Source organism: Bartonella sp. CL436QHHD, from assembly GCF_042195105.1.
Taxonomy (GTDB): Bacteria; Pseudomonadota; Alphaproteobacteria; order Rhizobiales; family Rhizobiaceae; genus Bartonella.
Genome location: NZ_JBHINR010000023.1, coordinates 92,621 through 114,253 on the forward strand (window position 1 = coordinate 92,621; position 21,633 = coordinate 114,253).

A 21,633-nucleotide genomic window follows, 5' to 3' on the forward strand; every position below is an offset into this window, starting at 1 on the left:
ACATGAAAAAGTTTATCAATAGAGTACCTATTGTATGTATTTATAGAACTTTTTCAACGCATTTCTATGGGTGCTTCGACTCCTATGATGGTAAGCCCTGATGATAAAATATTGATAACAGCTTGTATCAATCCTAATCTTGCAAAGGATAACTCTTTATCATCAGGTTGAATAAAGCGTAAATTGAGATTTTCACTCCCTTTATTCCAATGTGTGTGAAAATTGGAGGCAAGGTCATAAAGATAAAACGCTAATCGATGCGGTTCCTTATGAACTACGGCCTGTTCAATGATACGTGGATATTCAGAAAGTTTGCGTATTAACAATATTTCATGGTCATCTGTTAATCGATGAAGATGGGCAATCAATGTATCATTTGAAAAGCTTTTAATATGAAGCGCTTCTTGTGCTTGACGAAAGACTGAGTGACAACGTGCACTTGCATATTGTACGTAAAAGATGGGGTTATCTTTTGATTGTTCTGTTACTTTTGCAAAATCAAAATCAAGAGGTGCTTCACACTTACGGTATAGCATCATAAAACGCACAGGATCACGCCCAACCTCTTCGACAACATCCCGTAGAGTGACAAAAGATCCTGCTCTTTTTGACATGCGTACAGGATGACCGTTGCGAAAAAGTTTTACCAATTGACACAAGAAGACACTTAATTTAGCCTTATCCCCAGAAATTGCTTTTGCCATTGCCTCCAGCCGCTTTACATAGCCAGCATGGTCTGCGCCTAGAATATAAATCATTTCATCAAAATGACGATTAAATTTATCCCGAAAATAAGCAACATCAGCAGCAAAATAAGTGTAAGAACCGTCAGATTTGACTAAAACACGGTCTTGGTCATCACCGACATTTGTTGAACGGAACAAAGTTTGTTCGCTTGGTTCCCAGTCTTCTGTATTTTGTCCCTTGGGAGGGGGGAGTTTTCCTTTGTAGATATAACCATTTAAAGTGAGGTCGTTGATGGTGTTACGAATGGCGCGTGCATTATCAGCATAAAGCATTCGCTCAGAGAAAAAGATATCATGATAAATATTAAGAGCAGCCAAATCTTCGCGAATCATGGACATCATTGCATGAATTGCACGTTCTTTCACAAGAGATAAGGCTTCATCTTTATCCATCGTGAGGAGTTGGTCACCAAACTCTTGAGCAAGCGATTGACCCAATGGTATCAAGTATTCTCCAGGATAGAGTCCTTCTGGAATTTCATTAATTTTTTGCCCAAGAGCCTCACGATAGCGCAATAGTACAGAATGGGCGAGGACTTCGATTTGTTGACCAGCATCATTGATATAATATTCTTTTGTAATGTTATAGCCCGTAAATTGCAGCAAATTGGAGAGAACATCCCCAACAACCGCTCCGCGGCAGTGTCCTACATGCATTGGTCCTGTCGGATTTGCTGAGACATATTCAACATTGATGCGTTTTCCTTGTCCCATTGGAATACGACCATAAGAAGTGCCTAATTCAAGCATGGATTTTATAGCATCTTGCCAAAATAATTTTGTAAGCTTTATGTTTATAAAACCAGGACCGGCAACATCTATATTTTCGATAGAGGGATCATTTTTAAGAAGTTCTATGATTTTATCTGCAAGTGCACGTGGATTGATTCCAATAGATTTTGCAAGCACCATAGCAGCATTGGTTGATAAATGACCATGGGAGGAATCACGTGGAGGATCAACAGTGATTTTTGATAAATCTAGATCTCCTCCATTTTTTCCTTTTAGATCAGATAATTCAATTGATCTCTTAATTTTTTTTTCGAAGTTTTTAAAGATATTCATATTTAGCTTCCATGATGATGCCAAAAGCCATTAAACGAAATTATCTGTATGGTCAAATAAACGGTGATATTCACGTAGAGCGTAGTGATCTGTCATGCCTGAAAGAAAGTCAGCAATCAAACGTGCTAACTCTTGATTTTTTAAGTGCACTGTTTTGCTCTGCCAACTTTCAGGCATTGTATTTGGATTTTCATAATAACAATTGAATAATTTTTGTACAATGCATTTTGCTGCATTGCGACGACTAAGAACTTGTTCATGATAGTAAAGATTTTTAAATAAAAAGTTTTTTAGTTCTTTTTCATAAACGGTCATTATTGGTGAAAAGGTGACAATAGTTTGTTTTGCTTGGTGAATATCGTTTATGCTTGTTGGTTTGATGCGTGCTAAATTTTTTTGTGACTGTTTGATAACATCTTCAACCATGGTTGTTATTTGTCTTCGTACAAGTGTGTAACCGCGACGCGTTTGGTCGAGATGGGGATGCTCATCTGTTATATCTTTTAATATTGCTGCTGTTAGTGAAACATGTTCAAATTGATCGAGTGTTAAAAATTGCGAACGTAGACCATCATCAATATCATGCGCATTGTATGCGATATCATCTGCAATAGCAGCACATTGCGCTTCTAGTCCTGCAAAACAATCGAGTGCAAGGTCTTGCTTTGCATTGTATTGTAAAATATCGATAGGAACCTCCTTATTCTTCGCGTGGGGACCTAAAAGGGGGCCATTGTGCTTTACAAGTCCTTCGAGGGTTTCCCATGTAAGGTTAAGTCCATCAAAATTTGCATAGCGCTGTTCTAGTTTTGTTACAATGCGTAATGCTTGTGCATTATGATCAAAGCCGCCATAATGTACCATGGCTTCATTAAGAGCATCTTCTCCAGCATGGCCAAAGGGTGTGTGTCCAAAGTCGTGAACAAGGGCAATGGCTTCGGCAAGGTCTTCATCAAGACACAGGGCACGGGCTAATGTTCTTGCAATTTGAGAAACCTCTATGGAATGGGTTAGGCGAGTACGGTAATGATCGCTTTCATCAGCAATAAACACTTGCGTTTTATGTTTAAGACGTCGAAATGCATTAGAATGGATAATACGATCTCTATCTCGTTGAAAAGGTGAGCGTGTGGTGCTCATCGTTTCATGGTATAACCGACCACGGCTTGTTTGTGGATGAGCACTGTACACTGCTCGAGATTGGTAATTGAAGTTGATATTGCCTATATCCATTGCAAGCTGCCCATTATCATCTTAAAATTGAGAGTGGTTTATGACAAATAAACTGATCTTTGAGTGTGGGATACTCTTTCTTGATGGTTTAATGCAAGGATATATAAAATGAATGTGAAAATTTCAGATGTTGCTGCTAAAAAAATTGCACAGATACTTTTGCGTGAACCCGATAAAATAGCATTACGTATTTCTGTTGAAGGTGGTGGGTGTTCTGGTTTTTCTTATAAATATGACTTGGTTTCTGAAATGTGTGAAGATGACCTCGTTCTCAAAAAAGACGGGGCAGTTGTGTTTATTGATTTACTATCACTTCCTTTCATGGAAGGAGCTGAGATTGATTTTGTTGATGATCTTATGGGGCAGTCTTTTCAAATCCACAATCCCAATGCTGTTTCATCATGTGGTTGTGGTGTAAGTTTCTCAATTTAAAATGATGGCTGTGTGATATTGTTTCTTGAAAAAAAGATCATGTTGGTCAACAATGCAAAAATGGGTATTCTTATAAAAATAGTGCACCGATGTATATGGTTGTGCGTGGTGCTTGCTTTATTGACTTGGAGCCACTGTGCTTTTTCTGAAGCAGGAGAAGGGCAAGATCAGCAGCAGGGACAATCAAGGAGTTTTATTGTAAAGACTCAAGAGCAGGAAAACGAAAATTTAGCATCTCAAACACAACTCATTTTGAATGCTCGATTAACAAATAGTCATCCGGATATTGAAAAAGGGCTTGTCTGGCGGGTTTATGCCCCTATTCTAGGGATTGATAATAAATTACCATTAGTGGCAACCTATAAGGGGGGAAGTGCACGTTTTGATCTCGAACCAGGAAGTTATCTTGTTCATGTCTCATTTGGTCATATGAGTGCTGTGCGCCATATTCGTTTAGAAAATGGGCAGAGTCTTGTAAAAAACTTTAATCTTGAGGCTGGTGGTGTCATTTTAAATGCAACACTGCTCAATGGCGTAATGAATGAAAAGGAACTCCGTTTTACCATTTATGAGGATGAAAAAGAAAATGATGATACGGGAGTGATTATATCAAATGTTAAACCCCAATCAGTTGTGCGTTTAAAAGCTGGCCGCTACCATGTTGCTTCCCATTATGGTTCCATTAATGCGACGGCTCGTTCGGATATTCAAGTGGATGCTGGTAAAATAACAGAAGTTACTCTTGAACATCAGGCCGCTCAGATTGTCTTAAAACTGGTACGGCAAGAAGGAGGGGAAGCGCTTGCAGATACAAGTTGGTCTCTTGCCAATGATTCTGGTGATATCGTTTATGAAACAGTTGGTGCGTATGTTTCACTCGTGTTAGCGGAGGGAGAGTATATTGCAATTGCTAAAAATAAAGATAAAATCTATCAGAAAGTTTTTTCAGTCGTTTCTGGTCATGATGAAGATATAAGTGTGGTGGCGAATGAACAAAATATGCAACAAATTGATGAAGATGTGGATTGATTGTTGTTCATGGGGGTAAGCTATGATGAAAGACGGGGTATGAATTTTGATTGAAATTTCAACAGTTGGTGTGTTTTTTGCTGGGGCACTCTCTTTTTTGTCACCATGCGTTTTGCCATTAGTTCCTCCTTATTTGTGCTATATGGCAGGGGTTGGTATTGATGATTTTCGTTCAGAAAAGCCTGATGAGAAAGTCTTTATACGGTGGGCTTTACTGTCTTCTGTTATTGCTTTTGTTCTTGGGTTTACGACTGTTTTTGTTGCTTTAGGTGCCAGTGCTAGCACAATTGGGAAATTCATCGGTTATTATCGTGATTGGTTTGCTCTTGCTGCTGGAATTGTCATTATTATTTTTGGTTTAAATTTTTTGGGGATTTTCAAAATCGCTTTTTTATTTCGTGAAGCGCGTTTTCAGACCAAAAAAACACCTGCTGGTCCTTTAGGCGCGTATATTATCGGTTTAGCTTTTGCTTTTGGTTGGACACCGTGTATTGGCCCTATTTTAGGTCCTATTATAACGCTTGCTGGAACAAAAGAAACTGTGGGAGAGGGAGCTGTTCTCTTAGCGGTTTATGCATTAGGTCTTGCTATTCCTTTTATGTTAGCAGCTTTATTTTCGAGCAGTTTTATGCGATTTTTAGGAGCTTTTCGTATTCATTTAGGAAAAGTTGAAAAAATTATTGGTGTTTTTCTTATTCTTACAGGGATTTTGTTTTTAACAGGTTCTATGCAGGATCTTTCATTTTGGCTTTTAGAACATTATCCTTCGTTGAGTTATATTGAAGATATTCGTTGGCACAATATTATGAATTTTTTTGGATTTTCTCGTTAGTCTTATGTGTTTTTATGGTTAGAAGTTGTCTTTCTATTGTTCTTGCCGCAGGTGAGGGGACGCGCATGAAATCGTCTCTGCCTAAGGTACTTCATAAAATTGCTGGATTGCCTCTTATATGCCATGTTCTAAAACAAATAGAATTGGCAGGCTCTTCACAATTAGCAGTTGTTGTGGGATTTGGTGCTAAGGAGGTTACGCACGTTGTTCAGTCATTTGTAAAAGATGTAATGATTTTTGAACAAAAAGAGCGTTTAGGAACAGCTCATGCTGTTTTGTCTGCTCGTTCAGCTTTGCAAAAGGAAGTGGATGATGTTCTCATTGTTTTTGGGGATACTCCTCTCATTCAGCAAGATTCATTGCACCAAATGCGTGCACAGCTTGCTGATGGAGCAGATGTTGTTTTTGCAGGTTTTCATACCAAAAATCCAACAGGTTATGGGCGTCTTCTCGAGAAAAATGGTCAATTGATTGCAATTGTAGAAGAAAAAGACGCTAGCGATGAAGAAAAAAAGATTTCTTTTTGTAACGGTGGAATACTCGCTATGCGTGGAAAACATGCACTTTCTCTTTTAGAGAAAGTTGGTAATAACAATGTGAAAAAAGAATATTACTTAACAGATATTGCTTCTCTTGCAACACGCAAAGGATTAGATGTGCGTGTTGTTGAAGTTCCTTTTGAAGATATTGTAGGAATTAACAATGGTCTTGAGCTTTCTGAGGCTGATTCTTTGTGGCAAAAACGTAAAGCGCGCGATTTAATGTTATCGGGTGTTACACTCTTAAAGCCAGAAACACTCTATTTTTCTTATGATACAGAAATTGAACCAGGAGTGGTGATAGAACCAAATGTTTATTTTGGGTTAAGCGTAAAAGTACAATCTGGTGCGGTTATTCATGCATTTAGTTATCTCGAAGGTGCTGTGGTTGGTAGAGATGCACAGATTGGTCCCTATGCACGTTTGCGTCCTGGAACAGAGTTGGCGAAGTCCGTAAAGATTGGAAATTTTTGTGAAGTCAAACAAGCTAAGGTAGGAGAATCTTCTAAAATCAATCATTTAAGTTATATTGGTGATGCTGAAATTGGTGCACATACCAATATTGGAGCCGGTACAATTACTTGCAATTATGATGGATTTAACAAATATAAAACCGTGATTGGTGATCATGCTTTTGTTGGGTCTAATACGGCACTTGTTTCCCCATTGATAATAGGGGATGGCTCTTATGTTGCTTCAGGAAGTGTTATTACTGAAAATATTCCTATGAACAGTATGGCTTTTGGGCGTGCACGACAGGTTATAAAAGAGGGCTATGCGACAAAATTTCGAGAGCGCTTGTTAGAAAACAAACAGAAAAAATGATTATTTTCAGCTTATTCTTTTGTTTCGTGTTAATCTAACGATGGATGGGAGGTTTATTCTTAAAGATTGCCGTACTCCATGTTTGAATTATTTTTATTATTTATAGTTTTAAATAAAGGCTGTTGGATTGTTTTATAAGATTTAAATCTTAAGATGTGGGTTGGAGCTTTTTAATGTGTGGAATTATTGGAATTCTTGGAAAGAGGTGTGTTTCGTCCTCTTTGGTTGAGGGGTTAAAACGTCTTGAATATAGAGGGTATGATTCATCTGGGGTGGCAACGGTCCATAATGGGCATCTTTATCGTGTACGTGCTGAGGGGAAGCTTGTTCATTTAGAAGAAAAATTAAAAAAAACACCTCTGGAGGGAAATTTAGGGATTGGTCATACCCGTTGGGCTACGCATGGAATTGCTGTTGAACGCAATGCGCATCCCCATGTGACTGAAAAGCTTGCGATTGTTCATAATGGTATTATTGAAAATTTTGTAGAACTGCAAAAGGAACTCATAGAGGATGGTTGTATCTTTGAAACAGAGACGGATACGGAAGTTATTGCACATTTAATAACGCGTGCATTAAAAGATGGTCTTTCTCCGCAAGAAGCCATACGCACCAGTTGGAAAAGGCTGCAGGGGGCTTTTGCTATTGCTCTTATTTTCGAAGGTGAAGATAACCTTATGATTGCGGCGTGTTCTGGTCCACCTCTGGCAATTGGTTATGGAAAAGATGAATTTTTTGTGGGGTCAGATGCGATTGCTTTGGCACCATTCGTTGATTATATTAGCTATATGGAAGATGGGGATTGGGCTGTTCTCACACGGGAAGGCGTCACAATTTATGATGCTAATAATCAACCGGTAAAACGTCCTGTGACGACATTACTTGAAGGGGCTTTATTGATTTCTAAGGGTAATCATCGTCATTTTATGCACAAGGAAATGTTTGAACAACCTGAAGTGATTTCTCATAATTTGGCGCATTATCTTGATCTTGGAAATTATGTCGTTCGACCCCTTGAGAATTTGATTGATTGGAAAAATATTCATCGTCTCCTTTTTGCGAGTTGTGGAACGGCGTATTATTCAACCTTAGTTGCGCGCTATTGGTTTGAGAAATTTGCCGCTTTAAGTGTTGATAATGATGTTGCTTCGGAGTTTCGTTATCGTGAACCTCCTATAACGTCTGATGTGTTATCGCTGTTTGTTTCTCAATCTGGTGAGACAGCTGATACATTGGCTTCTTTGCGTTATTGTCGTGAGCGGGGTGTAAAAACAGCAACAATTGTGAATGTAGAGCAATCAACAATGGCAAGGGAGGCTGATTTTATTCTCCCAACACTTGCCGGACCGGAAATAGGTGTTGCTTCAACAAAAGCTTTTACCTGTCAATTGGCAACGCTTGCTTCACTAGCACTTAGTGCTGCTAAACAACGTGGCTATCTTTCGGCTCAAATGGAAAAGAAACTGGTTCAACAGTTGGCAGAAGTTCCACGTATTTTAAATGAGGTCTTAAAACTAGAGAGCAAAATTGAATGTATTTGTCGTGATTTGGTAAATGCAAAAAGTGTTCTTTATCTAGGACGTGGAACTTCTTATCCGATTGCTTTGGAGGGAGCCCTTAAACTGAAAGAGCTTTCTTATATTCATGCTGAAGGTTATGCGGCAGGTGAATTAAAGCATGGACCAATTGCTCTGGTGGATGAGACAATACCCGTTATTGTTGTTGCACCGTATGATCGGTGGTTTGAAAAAACTTTTTCTAATATGCAAGAAGTGGTAGCGCGTAATGGTCGTATTATTTTAATAACCGATAAAAAAGGAGCAGAAGTAGCTTGTCTTAAGACTTTATCAACGATCACTTTGCCAGATGTTCCAGAATTTATTTCTCCTATTATTTATGCACTCCCTGTTCAGTTAATCGCTTATCATACGGCTGTTTTATTAGGAACAGATGTTGATCAACCCCGTAATTTAGCAAAATCAGTCACGGTTGAATAAAAGTATATTTCTGAATCTTTTGGAGAATAATCAAGTGTAAGAAATTGATTTATAATGAAACTTATTTTTTCATTTTTCTCTGTTGAACGAGAATACTGAAGAAAAGTTTTTTCTTTCTAAATCCTTTACGATAAAACGAAAAATATTTTCTTACCTGTCAAAAAATAGATCAGTTATGTGAATATAATGGTAAAAAAGACGCAATATTGCTTCTACTGTTTCAATGCAAGAATAATTCAGATTGAGAGAGAAGATAGTGCTGTTGATTTGTTATTCGTTCATGAAGCATAAAGATGCTAAGAGACTGCGTAGATCATTTATGGGTAATTCTAAGAGAGAAAACCATATTTGAACAGAGAGGTATTTAAGTTTTTTATTAGAGGGGCTTTGTTATCCTGCTCGTAAGAGGCGTGCAGCATCGTTGTGTCCGAAAAGATAAAGGAGCAACCGTAAAGCTTGTCCTTGCTCAGAAGAAAGATGAGGATCGCGTTGTAAAAATAAACGAGCATCTTTTCTTGCCATTGACAAAAGATCGCTATGAACTGCAAGGTTTGCTATATGAAATTCAGGGACTCCGGATTGTTTTGTACCTAAAAGTTCTCCTTCGCCTCGTAGGCGCCAATCTTCTTCAGCAATTTCAAAACCATCTTCTGTATTGCGGATAATATTAAGGCGTGTTGCTGCTGTTTTAGTCAGTGGATCTTTATAGAGCAAAATGCAGGAAGATTTTTTATCGCCTCGTCCTACACGTCCACGTAATTGGTGCAATTGTGAAAGGCCAAAATGTTCCGCGTGTTCGATGATAATGATCGAAGCATCTGGAATATCTACTCCCACTTCAATGACGGTGGTTGCAACTAAAATACGTGTATTTCCACATTTAAAAGATGCCATAGCGGCTTCTTTTTCTGCTGTAGACATTTTTCCATGGATCATACCAACGTGTGCTCCAAAGCGCTCATGGAGAAATGCAAAGCGGTTTTCAATTGAAGTGAGATCAAGAGCTGTCGATTCTTCTACTAAAGGACAAATCCAATAGAGCTTTTCTCCTTTTTCTAATGCAATTGCGATTCTCTCTATAAGCTCATGAAGACGTTTCAAAGAAAGCGTTGCTGTTGTAATGGGTTGTCGTCCCATTGGTTTTTCGGTAATTTTAGAGACATCCATATCACCAAAAGCTGTTAAGACGAGTGTGCGCGGAATGGGTGTGGCGGTCATAACCAGCATATCAGCTTTATTGCCTTTTTCTGTAAGAGCGATACGTTGATGGACACCAAAACGGTGTTGTTCATCGATAATGGTTAAAGCGAGATTATTATAAGTAACGCTGTTTTGTATGAGAGCATGGGTTCCGATGACAATAGAAACTTGACCTGACAGAATATCATTCACGATATTTGTCCTCAACTTCCCTTTTTCTCGTCCTGTTAAAAGGGTTGTTTGTAATCCGACCTTTTCGGCAAGAGGAGCGATGGTGGCAAAATGTTGCCTAGCAAGCACTTCGGTTGGTGCCATTAAAGCTGATTGTCCTGAATTTTCAGCAATTTGTGCCATTGCCATCAATGCAACAACAGTTTTTCCTGCGCCTACATCACCTTGAAGTAGTCTTAGCATCGGTTCTGGTGAAGCAAGATCATTTGCGATATCTTCTACTGCTTTTTTTTGTCCGGTTGTGAGTTGAAAGGGGAGGATATTGAGCAATTTTTTAGTATAAATTCCTGTTGATGGTCGAGAAGTGCCAACAAGAGATTTAGTTTTCAAACGCACGAGTCCTAGTGCCAATTGACAAGCGAGCAATTCATCATAGGCAAGACGTTTGCGTGCAGTACTTTCTAAGGATAGATCGTCGGGGTTAATGGGCGCATGGATACGGCGTAAAGCAACAGAAAAAGAAGAAAAATTTTGCTGCTTTTTCACATTTTCATCTATCCATTCTGGGAGGAGTGGAATAAAATCAAGAGCGTTTTGTATGGCGCGTCTTAGTGTCTTTGCAGCTAGTCCTGCAGTAGAGGGATAGACAGGTTCGATGAGAGGTATCTGATTTGATTGTTCGCTCGGGGCAATATAGTCTGGATGCGCCATTGAAAGCTGTCCATTAAACCATTCAACTTTTCCTGATATAATGACTTTTTTTCCTTCGGGGAGTTGTTTTTTTAGCCAAAGAGGTTGAGCATGAAAAAAGACTAAATTTATTTTTCCTGTGTGATCATGGGCAATAACTCGATAGGGAATTCGGTTGTGACCACGGGGTGGTGATTGATGTTGATCGATGATAATTTCGAGCGTAACAGTATCTCCTTCTTTTGCACAAGCAATGTTGGGACGCATTCTGCGGTCTATAACGGAATGGGGCATTAATTGAAGAAGGTCAATAAGGGTTGCTTCTCGTTGTGTAGGATTAACATCTAAGAGTTTGGTCAATAAACCATAGACTTTAGGTGTAATACCAGAAAGAGTTCGAATAGAATTAAAAAGAGGGGTAAGAAGACTTGGAGGCATGAGCAAACTTAACCTGCCCTTTTTGTTTTTTCTAGACCTTTAGAAGAGCTTTTTGGGGATAACGTCATAAAGAGGAGGTTGCTTTATTTACACATTGAACTTTAGGAAGAAAAATACAATTAAAGGGTCAAAAATTAAAGTGCTTAGATGAGGTATATTGTTTTTCTTTTTATTTTAGGTGTTTATTTGCTGTGAATAGAAGCATTTTCTTGATAGAACTCTCTTATAAATATTAATAAAATTGGGATATTTCTCCTATGTATGATGATGAATTTATAGCTTTAAAGTTATGATAAACAGAAGTTTTTTCTTTTATAAGGGGTGCTGTTTAGCATTGATTTTGTAGTGGGAAATTGTGAGAGTGGTAAAAAATAAAATGCAAGAGAACAAAAATTCTCTTCCTCGCTTTATTCATTTGAGAGTGCATTCAGCTTATTCCTTGCTCGAGGGGGCTTTAAAAATCCCCCAAATTATTCAACAGGCGATTTCAGATCATGCACCAGCGGTTGCTATTACCGATACCAATAATTTATTTGGTGCTTTGGAATTTTCACAGCATTGTCTTTCTCATGGGGTCCAACCTATTATTGGTTGTCAGCTTACTGTTGACTTTCGTGATGAAAATGATCATTCACGTTTGGCTAAATGGCGTAATTCTTCTGATTTCTGCTCTATTGTTCTTTTGGCTGCTAGCAAAACCGGTTATGCTCATTTGGTTCGTCTTGTTAGCCGTGCTTATCTTGATAAATGTGATACTGATCCTCCTCATATTAAAGCTGATTGGTTGTCAGAACACAGTGAAGGAATAATCGCTTTAACGGGAGGAAAGGGAGGACCTATTAATCTTTCTTTGGCAGAAGAGAAAAAAGAACATGCTGTTGAGCGCTTAATTTATTTGAAAAAATCTTTTGCTGATCGTCTTTATGTGGAGTTACAACGGCATGGCTCTTATGATCAGAGAGTAGAAGCTGATCTTATTGAATTGGCTTATGCGCATGAAATTCCTCTTGTTGCAACAAATGAAGCTTTTTTTCTGAAGAGAGAAGGATATGAAGCCCATGATGCGCTGATGGCTGTTTCAGAAGGACAAATCGTCTCTAATCCAGATCGCAAACGTGTGACGCCAGATCATTATTTGAAGTCACAAGATGAAATGGTTACACTGTTTTCTGATCTTCCAGAAGCTTTGGAAAATAGTGTTGAAATTGCATTGCGTTGTCATATTGCCACGCCTCTTCGAAAACCGATATTGCCTCGTTTTATAGAACAATCTGCTAATTCAGAAAATACTTTAGAAATAGAAGATAGTGAGTTGTTAAATCAAGCTAAAGCTGGTTTGAAGATGCGGCTTGAAACAATAGGGTTGGCTGAAGGGTATACGATTGCAGATTATGAACAGCGGCTTGATTATGAAATTTCAGTTATTACGCGTATGCAATTTTCTGGATATTTTCTTATCGTTTCAGATTTCATAAAATGGGCAAAGGTTCATGATATTCCCGTTGGACCAGGACGGGGTTCTGGTGCTGGTTCACTTGTTGCTTATGCATTGACGATTACTGATGTTGATCCCTTACGGTTTTCTCTTCTCTTTGAACGTTTTCTCAACCCAGATCGTGTTTCGATGCCAGATTTTGATATCGACTTTTGTCAAGAGCGGCGCGAAGAAGTTATTCAATATGTTCAAAAAAAATATGGACGTGATCAAGTTGCTCAAATTATTACCTTTGGTAAGTTACAGGCGCGTGCAGTTTTGCGTGATGTGGGGCGTGTTTTAGAAGTTCCTTATCGTCAGGTGGATTATCTTACAAAATTAATTCCTGCCACGCCAGGAAGTCAGGTAGAATTGGCTGATGCTATTAAGGATGAACCTAAATTTGAAGAGGAAAAGAAAAAAGATCCCGTTGTTGTCCGCGCATTAGATATAGCACTTCAGTTGGAGGGACTTTATCGTCATGCTTCAACTCATGCTGCTGGGATTGTTATCGGAGATCGTCCACTTTGGGAGCTTGTCCCGATGTATCGTGATCCTCGTTCTGATATGCCTGTTACACAATTTAACATGAAATATGTGGAACAGGCGGGGCTGGTAAAATTTGATTTTCTTGGATTAAAAACGCTTACTGTTTTGAAAATGGCAGTCGATTTTGTTGCCAGAAAGGGGATTAAAATAGATTTATCAAATATTCCTCTGAATGATGAAGCAACCTACGCTATGATGGCACGTGGTGAAACGGTTGGTGTGTTTCAGGTGGAAAGTTCTGGTATGCGCAAGGCGTTGATTGGAATGAAGCCAGACCGTATTGAAGATATTATTGCGCTGGTCGCACTTTATCGTCCAGGTCCAATGGAGAATATTCCAACCTATAATGCACGCAAACATGGGGAAGAGGAAATTGCTTCTATTCATCCTAAAATAGATCATCTGATCAAAGAAACACAAGGTGTGATTGTTTATCAAGAACAGGTGATGCAGATTGCTCAGGTTCTTTCTGGTTATTCGCTTGGAGAAGCTGATTTATTACGTCGTGCTATGGGGAAAAAAATTCATGCTGAAATGCAAAAACAGCGTACGCGTTTTGTCAATGGAGCTGTTGCAGGTGGCGTGGATAAAGATCAAGCTGATATTATCTTTGATCTTTTAGCAAAATTTGCCGATTATGGTTTTAATAAATCGCATGCTGCTGCTTATGCAATTGTTTCTTACCAAACGGCTTATATGAAAGCAAACTATCCCGTTGAGTTTTTAGCTGCTTCAATGACATATGATATGACGAATACAGATAAGCTCAATGATTTTCGGCGTGAAGCATTAAGGTTGGGTATTGAAGTTATTGCACCTTCTATACAAACATCTCATCGTGTTTTTGAGGTTGGTGATAACTGTATTTATTATTCTCTTGCTGCCATTAAAGGTGTGGGAGAAACTGTTGTAGATCATATTGTTTCTTGTCGTGGAAATAAGATTTTTAAGGATTTGGAAGATTTTTGTGCGCGTGTTGATCCTCGTATTGTTAATAAGCGTGCGATGGAAAGTTTAGTTTGTGCTGGTGCTTTTGATTGTTTTAACATTGCACGTGAGGTTTTATTAGCCAATCTTGGAACCCTTCATGCGCGTGCACTTCGTATTCTCGATGACAATTCTAGCGGGCAGGTTGATATATTTGGAATGGCAGGCGGATTAAAAGAACCATTGATTTTATCGCAAACACCCCCTTGGTTGCCGGCTGAGAAACTTTATCGAGAATTTCAAGCTATAGGTTTTTACTTTTCTGCGCATCCTTTGGAGGAGTATCAAGCTATTCTGAACAAAAAACGCATTCAGACTTGGGGTAATTTTGCCAATGCCGTTAAAGGGGGAGCAACGGCTGCACGGCTTGCTGGAACTGTTGTGGCAAAAAACGTGCGCAAAACAAAATCTGGTAAAAAAATGGGAATTATTCATTTTTCTGATACAAGTGGACAATATGAAGCAGTTCTCTTTTCTGAGGCACTCTCGGATTATGAAGAGATGCTAGAACCCGGAAAATCTTTTATTATTACGGTGAGCGCAGAAAATCGTTCTGAAGGAGTTAGTTTGCGAATTGAAACAATTCAGTCTTTGGAAAATGAATCATTACAACAGCATAAAATGATGCGTCTCTTTATAAAAACAGTTGATATGCTTCCACAAATTGAACAAAACTTAAATCTTGGGGGGAATGGAGAGGTGGGGCTTATTTTAATTCAAGAGGATGGATTGCGAGAAGTCGAAATTGCGCTTCCTAAGCGATATAAGGTAAATTCACATGTCGCAAATGCTATGAAATTAATTCAGGGTGTTGTTGATGTAGAATTGAGTTAAAGAAAGATTAAAGATGGGAGCTGATTTTGAGTGGTGTTTTTGCTTTTAGGAGAGCTAAAAATTGAGCTTTTAAAATCGGATTGTAGGTTTCGAAAAATATTGCTTTTATTTGAGTAAATTATGATATTTTTTTAGTGTCATAAAATTAAAAAAAATCTCGTTCTTTCGTAATATTCAAAGTGTCGGAAGGATTTTATAAGTTTTTATCATTATTTTTTATAGAATTCATCGCATCATACATGTAAAGCCAATTGAGATCTGACATAATGCTCTCTGGTGTACGAATTTTCATCATGAGATTGCGTGCAATTGCTATGGGACCGGTTGCATGATAGGCTAATCTATTGAAATCTCCGCGTTTTTTTACTGCTGCAATACGGGGTGTGCGTGTTGTTTCGTAAAGCGAAAGTGCTTTCGTTAATGAAAAATCTTTCAATGAAAGTGCTTTTGCTAATGTGGCAGCATCTTCGATTGCCATAGCGGCACCCTGTGCTGCAAAAGGTAAGGTAGCATGTGCGCAATCGCCAACAAATACTTGTCTCTCTAAACCGATAAAACGATTTTGTTTCATTTGAAAGAGTGGCCAATAACTCCATTCATCAATATGATCGAAAATTTGTAAGATTTTTGAATTCCAATCTTTAAAAAGAGATTTGAGTTTTTCTTTATTTCCTTTATGGGCCCATCCTTCTTTTGAATTTTTTCCATGCGTAATGGCGACAAAATTAAAAATTTTTTCTGATGATTGAATGGGGTAGACAACAAGATGATTTTTTGGTCCCATCCAAGCCGTAATTGTCTTCATATTTTGCAATGAAGAACGAAAGTTTTGAGGAAGATTATCAAATGTTGTTGTTGCACGCCAAGCAATAAAGCCACTAAAATTTGCTTTTTCATGAAAAGGAGATTGTTGCCGTAATGTTGACCAAACGCCATCACATCCGATCAGGAGGGGCGTTGAATGAAGCTGTTCTGTTGCCGTATCTGTTTTTATTGTCGTGATTTTAATGTTGGTTGCAGATTGGGTAGAAGATACAATCGTTTCGCCTGCTTTGTATTTGATCAAAGGATTTTCAATCACTGCATTATATAAAATTTTTTGTAAAGCCGCACGGTGAATCGTCATATAAGGGGCTTTCCAATATTTTTCTGTTAGATTAATAAGATGAGCCCGTAGATGTATTTTTAAAGATAATCCATCTTTTAACTCAAGAAAATATGGGATTGTCGCGACTTCAGTGAGTTTGTTAAGAAGTTTCCAGCGAGCAAGAATAGATGTTGCATTTGGTGTCAGTTGAATACCAGCGCCTATCGTTTCAAGTTGCTTACACTTTTCGATAATGGTGCTTGCAATTCCTTTATGAGCGAGTGCTAAAGCAGTGCTTAAACCAGCAATTCCTCCTCCAACGATGATGGGTGACTGTTCCACAAATGATTTCATATTAAACAAGCAGAATGAAAAGAGGGGTTATTAAGAAAGCCAAAAAACGCAATTATAATAGCTTTTCTGGATGATATAAGCATCCTGTTGGGTTTGTTTGATCGTATGATAGCGAGGGAACATAACGATAAAGGGTTGAGCAGTAAGGGCAAATTTTCTCATCTGCTGTTCCCATATCGATAAAGATATGAGGATGATCGAATGGGTGTGTAGCGCCTACACACATAAATTCTTTCACACCAATTTCGATTGTTTTATATCCAAGGTCATTTTGGAAATGAGGAATATTGTGATCAGCCATGGCATACAAACTCCAGAATAAATTTTCTCATCAGCTATGATTGGGCTCTTCTATTTTATAGGCGTGAGTTTGTAATAAAGCGTATAATAATGCAAGATGCTTTTTAAGACAAATTTCTCTTCTTTTATGCTATATTAGAATAGTTGTCTTACTTTTAGTGCTTTGCGCATAGCAATAATTCCAAGTATTTTTAAATATTAAATGGAAAAATGATGAGGGAAGTTAGGCATTGATATATTATTATGATGATAACATATTATCAAATATTATGTGAGATATTTTGTCAAGGATTTTAGAAAATATAAAAGAAAATTATTTAGGATATATGGAACAGAGGGTGGTAAATAAAATTTCTATATCGAATATAACAATGAAAAATCCGGTACGGTTTATTAATCGAGAGTTTTCATGGCTACAATTTAATAATCGTGTTTTGATGGAAGCGGCTAATTCGAAACATCCTTTATTAGAACGTCTACAATTTCTTTCTATTTCAGCTGCAAATCTTGATGAGTTTTTTATGGTTCGTGTTGCAGGACTGGCAGCTCAAATTCGTGCTCGCGTTACAGCGTGCAGTGCAGATGGGCACACTCCACAGGAACAACTTGATATTGTATTAGCTGAGATTTTAAAGCTGCAGGCTCACCAACTACGAGAATTGAATGTTTTACGTGATGAATTAAAAAAGAATGATATTGAAATTATTTGTTCTGATGATCTTTCAGAAATTGAAAAATTATGGCTTGAAAAATATTTTCTTGAGACAATTTTTCCTGTTTTAAAACCTTTGCCTGTTGATTCTACTCATCCTTTTCCATTTATTCCTAATTTAGGGCTTTCTATTGCGCTTCAATTGTCTGGAGAAACTGATCAGAACTCACACATAGTGTTGTTGTCTATTTCAATGCTTTTAAGGCGTTTTATTCTTCTTCCTCAAGAAGGCAATCATTTTCGTTTTATTGCATCTGAAGATGTTATTTGCCTTTTTATTAAACATGTATTTCCTAACTATGAGGTTAAAGGAATTGGTACATTTAGAGTAATCCGAGATAGCGATATTGAAGTAGAAGAAGAAGCTGAGGATCTTGTTCACTTTTTTGAAATTGCTCTTAAAAGGCGGCGCCGTGGGCAGGTTATTCGAGTTGAGTTTGACGCAAAAATGCCAGAGAGTTTACGTCAATTTATAGCGAATAGTCTCGCTGTTCCTGATAATTGTATTAATGTTCTTGATGGATTTTTAGCGCTTAATACGGTATCAGAAATTGTTTCTATTCCTCGTGATGATCTCAAATTTATTCCTTATATTTCTCGTGTTCCAGAATGTATTCGTAAACATAAAGGGGATTGTTTTGCGGCTATTCGTGAAAATGATATTGTGATTCATCACCCCTATGAGACATTTGATGTTGTTGTCCAATTTTTACGTCAAGCTGCTTGCGATCCTGATGTTGTGGAAATCAAACAAACACTTTATCGTACATCAAATGATAGTCCAATTGTTGGCGCTTTGATTGAAGCAGCTGAACAGGGAAAGTCTGTGACTGCTTTGGTAGAACTTAAAGCACGTTTTGATGAGGAAGCAAATATTCGTTGGGCCCGAGATCTTGAATGTGCTGGGGTTCAAGTTATTTTTGGTTTTATTGCATTAAAAACGCATGCTAAGATGTCATTGGTTGTGAGACGTGAGGGAAAACGTCTTTGCTCTTATGTTCATCTTGGGACAGGAAATTATCATCCCATTAACGCTAAAACTTATACCGATCTTTCTTTTTTTTCCACAGATGATGATATCGCTCATGATGTTGCGTTATTGTTCAATTATATTGCGCAATATGAGCGTCCAAATGAAACAATGAAGATTGCTTTTTCACCCTTAACATTGCGTGGTCGTATCTTAGAGCATATTGAGGAAGAAATTGTTTACGCACAACAGGGAAGGTTTGCTGCTATTTGGATGAAAGTTAATGCATTGGTAGATCCTGAAATTATTGATGCTTTATATCGTGCTAGTCAAGCAGGGGTGCAAATTGATTTGGTTGTGCGGGGGATATGTTGTTTACGTCCTGGTATTCTAGGAATTTCGGATAATATTCGTGTAAAATCAATTGTCGGGCGTTTTCTTGAACATAGTCGCATTTTTTGTTTTGGGAATGGTCAAGATTTGCCTAATGAAAATGCAATCGTTTACTTAGGCTCTGCTGATATGATGCCTCGTAATCTGGACTATCGTATTGAAATATTGGTTCCAGTTTTTAATAAAATAGTCCGTCAAAAAATTCTTTTACAGATTATGTTAGCTAATATCATTGATAATCAACAAAGCTTTGATATACTTAAGGATGGAACATCAAAACGTATTACACCGCAGATAGGTGAAAGTCTATTTAATGCGCAGGAGTATTTTATGGCCAATACAAGTTTTGCGGGGGAAAATGAGTCTTTTGAGTCTTCTGTTTCGCGCTTGGTTGCGTTGCATCGGCAACAAGCCTAAATACATAAAGACTGAAATCCAATGACATATAGAGATGCTCAAGGTCGGTTAAAAGGGTGTAAGCCTGTTGCTGTTATTGACATTGGCTCAAATTCTGTTCGGTTGGTTATTTATGAGGGGCTTGTTCGATCACCAACAGTTTTGTTTAATGAAAAGATTCTTTGTGGTCTCGGTCATGGTGTGGCAAAAACGGGATTTTTAGAAGAAAAATCGATGAAAATGGCGTTGCAAACACTGAAACGGTTTCGTACGCTTTGTCGACAGATTGGGGCAGATGAGGTCTATACTTTAGCAACAGCAGCAGCACGAGATGCACAGAATGGCGTAGCATTTATTCAGCATGCTGAAGATATTTTGCAAAATAAAATATATCTTCTTTCAGGAAGTGAAGAAGCTATGTATTCAGCATATGGAGTTGTGTCTACTTTTTATCAACCAAAAGGTATTTCTGGGGATCTTGGTGGTGGAAGTCTTGAGCTGATTGATATTGATCATTCTGATGTTGGTGAAGGGATAACTCTTCCATTGGGTGGTTTAAGGCTACAGTATATGTCAAATAATGATAGTGCTGTAGCTACAAAAATTGTACATGAGCAATTTTATAAATCGTCTGTTGTTCGTACTCGTAAAGGTATAGCACGTTATTTTTATGCAGTAGGGGGGACATGGCGTAATTTGGCAAAACTCCATATGGCAATGAAACACTATCGGCTCCCTGTTATGCATGGCTATGAAGTTGATGCCGTTGAAATGGAGAACTTTTTACGTCTTGTAGCACGTGGCAATATTGATAATATGAGAGGGATTGCAGCGGTTTCTCAGAATCGTCGAAAACTTTTATCTTATGGGGCAATAGTTCTTATTGAACTCATTCAGTGTATGGAGTTTGAAAAGATAATCTTTTCTGGTGCTGGCGTTCGTGAAGGTTTTCTTTATTCACGTTTGCCGCAGGCGATTCGGCTTTCAGATCCTCTCATTGCAGCATGCACAGAAATGGCTATTTTACGGGCACGTTCACCAAAACAAGCAGAAGAACTCATTGATTTTACGACGAATGCTTTTGAAGTTTTTGGAATTTCAGAAACTGAAAATGAATGCCGTTATCGTCAAGCCGCTTGTCTTCTTGCAGATATTGGTTGGCGTATACATCCAGATTATCGAGGCAATGAAGCAGCAAATCAAATAGCTTTAGGATCTTATCCAGGAATTTCTCATGAAGGGCGCCTTTATGCAGCGCTTGCTGTTTTTTTTCGCAATACGAGTTTATTGGTTGATAAAGAATCTCTTCCCATTTTTCAATTAGCAACTCAAAATATAATTGAAAAAGCACGTATTCTTGGCGAAACTATGCGTATTGCTCATCTTTTTAGTGCTTCTGTTGCAGGAATTTTACCTCATTTATTGTGGCATAAAAAAGCAGATCATATTATCCTGCAGATCCCAAAGAATTACGCTGGGTTATTAGGAGAACGTCCTCTTGGACGATTACAGAAGTTATCAAAAATAATAAAACAACCTCTCGCTTTTGAAATTTTTTGATTTTTTTCTAATTTATTCGTGTTTTATGTCTTATAATAGGGCCATTGACAAGGGATAAACTAGGCAATCTATCATCACGAGCTGGACAATAGGACTTGTTCCATAACGCCCAAGCCAGACTCCATGCAAGGCATTTGTAATGCCCTGAGCATTCATAAAAGAAAACATAATTTTTTATTCTGTTATTTGCGTCACAGGATGGATTTTTCACTTCATAAGCTTCATGTGAAAATGAAAAGCCTTGTCCATTTTTACGTGAAAAGGTTTTCTTTTATGCTGCGTCGTTATAACGTTTCTGTTTAGCTTGCTCGATTATCTTGATAAGATTCGATTGTAACCAACGCGATAAAAAACAAAACTTTAAAGGTTTTGGAAGAGATCCATTGGTTACATGACGGCGGAATGTTGAAATACCCATATGAAACAGTTTTGCACTTTCACGGTCTGGCAAAAGAATATCATTTCAGTCATTATAAAATCCTTCCACTATAAAAAATAAAAATAAATCATAACTATTTATTAACCATGATTTTTGAATCCTTTGAAATGTGTTTAATCTATAAAAAAAACAGCGCTTTATAATATAATTTCTTATGTAAAACTTTATGAGTCTTATTGAGATGGAATGAGAGAAACTTACGATATTCGGGGGCTAATTTAAATATAAATAACGCTAGATTATCTTTATAAATAAATATATTGCCTTTGTTAGGTATTTTAGTTGTTATGCTGGATCGTTTTTGATTGTTAGATTGCAATCTCGGTAGTTTTTTTTAATACGATATGGTGACGTGAGGCATTATATCTTTGTTTGTTCCGA

14 protein-coding genes are annotated in these 21,633 nt (G+C 37.8%); 8 read left to right on the forward strand and 6 right to left on the reverse strand.

Annotated elements, in window-relative coordinates:
• Positions 1–53: 53 nt before the first annotated feature.
• The gene (argS, locus tag ACFIKN_RS02765) at positions 54–1,811 is read right to left on the reverse strand and encodes an arginine--tRNA ligase (protein ID WP_375657877.1); all 1,758 of its coding nucleotides are present in this window, start codon (positions 1,809–1,811) and stop codon (positions 54–56) included.
• Positions 1,812–1,841: 30 nt separating this feature from the next.
• Positions 1,842–3,044, reverse strand: a complete 1,203-nt coding sequence (locus tag ACFIKN_RS02770) for a deoxyguanosinetriphosphate triphosphohydrolase (protein WP_375657878.1) — start codon at positions 3,042–3,044, stop codon at positions 1,842–1,844.
• A 108-nt stretch (positions 3,045–3,152) separates the two neighbouring features.
• On the opposite strand from ACFIKN_RS02770, the gene ACFIKN_RS02775 reads away from it, so the two are divergent.
• The 5 genes from ACFIKN_RS02775 to glmS all read left to right on the forward strand — a co-directional run bounded on the left by ACFIKN_RS02775 (position 3,153) and on the right by glmS (position 8,698).
• On the forward strand, positions 3,153–3,476 hold the full coding sequence (locus ACFIKN_RS02775; protein WP_273791197.1) for an iron-sulfur cluster assembly accessory protein: 324 nt from the start codon (positions 3,153–3,155) through the stop codon (positions 3,474–3,476).
• A gap of 39 nt (positions 3,477–3,515) precedes the next feature.
• On the forward strand, positions 3,516–4,505 hold the full coding sequence (locus tag ACFIKN_RS02780; protein WP_375631277.1) for a carboxypeptidase regulatory-like domain-containing protein: 990 nt from the start codon (positions 3,516–3,518) through the stop codon (positions 4,503–4,505).
• 43 nt (positions 4,506–4,548) lie between these two features.
• Positions 4,549–5,337, forward strand: a complete 789-nt coding sequence (locus tag ACFIKN_RS02785) for a cytochrome c biogenesis CcdA family protein (RefSeq protein WP_375631278.1) — start codon at positions 4,549–4,551, stop codon at positions 5,335–5,337.
• A 14-nt stretch (positions 5,338–5,351) separates the two neighbouring features.
• Positions 5,352–6,701: a bifunctional UDP-N-acetylglucosamine diphosphorylase/glucosamine-1-phosphate N-acetyltransferase GlmU gene (gene glmU, locus ACFIKN_RS02790; RefSeq protein WP_375657879.1), complete on the forward strand. Its 1,350-nt coding sequence runs from the start codon at positions 5,352–5,354 to the stop codon at positions 6,699–6,701.
• A 173-nt stretch (positions 6,702–6,874) separates the two neighbouring features.
• A complete protein-coding gene (glmS, locus tag ACFIKN_RS02795) occupies positions 6,875–8,698 on the forward strand; it encodes a glutamine--fructose-6-phosphate transaminase (isomerizing) (protein WP_375643195.1) in 1,824 nt (607 codons plus the stop codon).
• Between the two features lie 390 nt (positions 8,699–9,088).
• On the opposite strand, the gene recG is transcribed toward glmS, so the two are convergent.
• Entirely contained in the window at positions 9,089–11,197 is a 2,109-nt protein-coding gene (gene recG, locus ACFIKN_RS02800) for an ATP-dependent DNA helicase RecG (RefSeq protein ID WP_375657880.1), read from the reverse strand.
• Positions 11,198–11,573: 376 nt separating this feature from the next.
• On the opposite strand from recG, the gene dnaE reads away from it, so the two are divergent.
• Positions 11,574–15,041, forward strand: a complete 3,468-nt coding sequence (gene dnaE, locus ACFIKN_RS02805) for a DNA polymerase III subunit alpha (RefSeq protein ID WP_375657898.1) — start codon at positions 11,574–11,576, stop codon at positions 15,039–15,041.
• Positions 15,042–15,234: 193 nt separating this feature from the next.
• Here the strand turns inward: dnaE and ACFIKN_RS02810 are convergent, their stop codons facing one another.
• The gene (locus ACFIKN_RS02810) at positions 15,235–16,482 is read right to left on the reverse strand and encodes an FAD-binding protein (RefSeq protein WP_375657881.1); all 1,248 of its coding nucleotides are present in this window, start codon (positions 16,480–16,482) and stop codon (positions 15,235–15,237) included.
• Between the two features lie 52 nt (positions 16,483–16,534).
• Positions 16,535–16,783, reverse strand: coding sequence for a zinc-finger domain-containing protein (locus ACFIKN_RS02815; protein WP_375657882.1), 249 nt, complete (start codon positions 16,781–16,783; stop codon positions 16,535–16,537).
• Between the two features lie 325 nt (positions 16,784–17,108).
• On the opposite strand from ACFIKN_RS02815, the gene ACFIKN_RS02820 reads away from it, so the two are divergent.
• Complete coding sequence (locus ACFIKN_RS02820; protein WP_375657899.1) at positions 17,109–19,274, forward strand: RNA degradosome polyphosphate kinase; 2,166 nt, start codon at positions 17,109–17,111, stop codon at positions 19,272–19,274.
• A 21-nt stretch (positions 19,275–19,295) separates the two neighbouring features.
• On the forward strand, positions 19,296–20,813 hold the full coding sequence (gene ppx, locus ACFIKN_RS02825) for an exopolyphosphatase (RefSeq protein ID WP_273791189.1): 1,518 nt from the start codon (positions 19,296–19,298) through the stop codon (positions 20,811–20,813).
• 271 nt (positions 20,814–21,084) lie between these two features.
• On the opposite strand, the gene ACFIKN_RS02830 is transcribed toward ppx, so the two are convergent.
• Positions 21,085–21,270, reverse strand: coding sequence for a DNA-binding protein (locus ACFIKN_RS02830; protein ID WP_375657900.1), 186 nt, complete (start codon positions 21,268–21,270; stop codon positions 21,085–21,087).
• Positions 21,271–21,633: the final 363 nt, after the last annotated feature.

Coding starts and splice junctions, on each gene's coding strand:
- argS (WP_375657877.1), bottom strand. CDS start 1,811: ATGAATATCTTTAAAAACTTCGAAAAAAAAATTAAGAGATCAATTGAA.
- ACFIKN_RS02770 (WP_375657878.1), bottom strand. CDS start 3,044: ATGGATATAGGCAATATCAACTTCAATTACCAATCTCGAGCAGTGTAC.
- ACFIKN_RS02775 (WP_273791197.1), top strand. CDS start 3,153: ATGAATGTGAAAATTTCAGATGTTGCTGCTAAAAAAATTGCACAGATA.
- ACFIKN_RS02780 (WP_375631277.1), top strand. CDS start 3,516: ATGTTGGTCAACAATGCAAAAATGGGTATTCTTATAAAAATAGTGCAC.
- glmU (WP_375657879.1), top strand. CDS start 5,352: ATGGTTAGAAGTTGTCTTTCTATTGTTCTTGCCGCAGGTGAGGGGACG.
- glmS (WP_375643195.1), top strand. CDS start 6,875: ATGTGTGGAATTATTGGAATTCTTGGAAAGAGGTGTGTTTCGTCCTCT.
- recG (WP_375657880.1), bottom strand. CDS start 11,197: ATGCCTCCAAGTCTTCTTACCCCTCTTTTTAATTCTATTCGAACTCTT.
- dnaE (WP_375657898.1), top strand. CDS start 11,574: ATGCAAGAGAACAAAAATTCTCTTCCTCGCTTTATTCATTTGAGAGTG.
- ACFIKN_RS02810 (WP_375657881.1), bottom strand. CDS start 16,482: ATGAAATCATTTGTGGAACAGTCACCCATCATCGTTGGAGGAGGAATT.
- ACFIKN_RS02815 (WP_375657882.1), bottom strand. CDS start 16,783: ATGGCTGATCACAATATTCCTCATTTCCAAAATGACCTTGGATATAAA.
- ACFIKN_RS02820 (WP_375657899.1), top strand. CDS start 17,109: ATGGAACAGAGGGTGGTAAATAAAATTTCTATATCGAATATAACAATG.
- ppx (WP_273791189.1), top strand. CDS start 19,296: ATGACATATAGAGATGCTCAAGGTCGGTTAAAAGGGTGTAAGCCTGTT.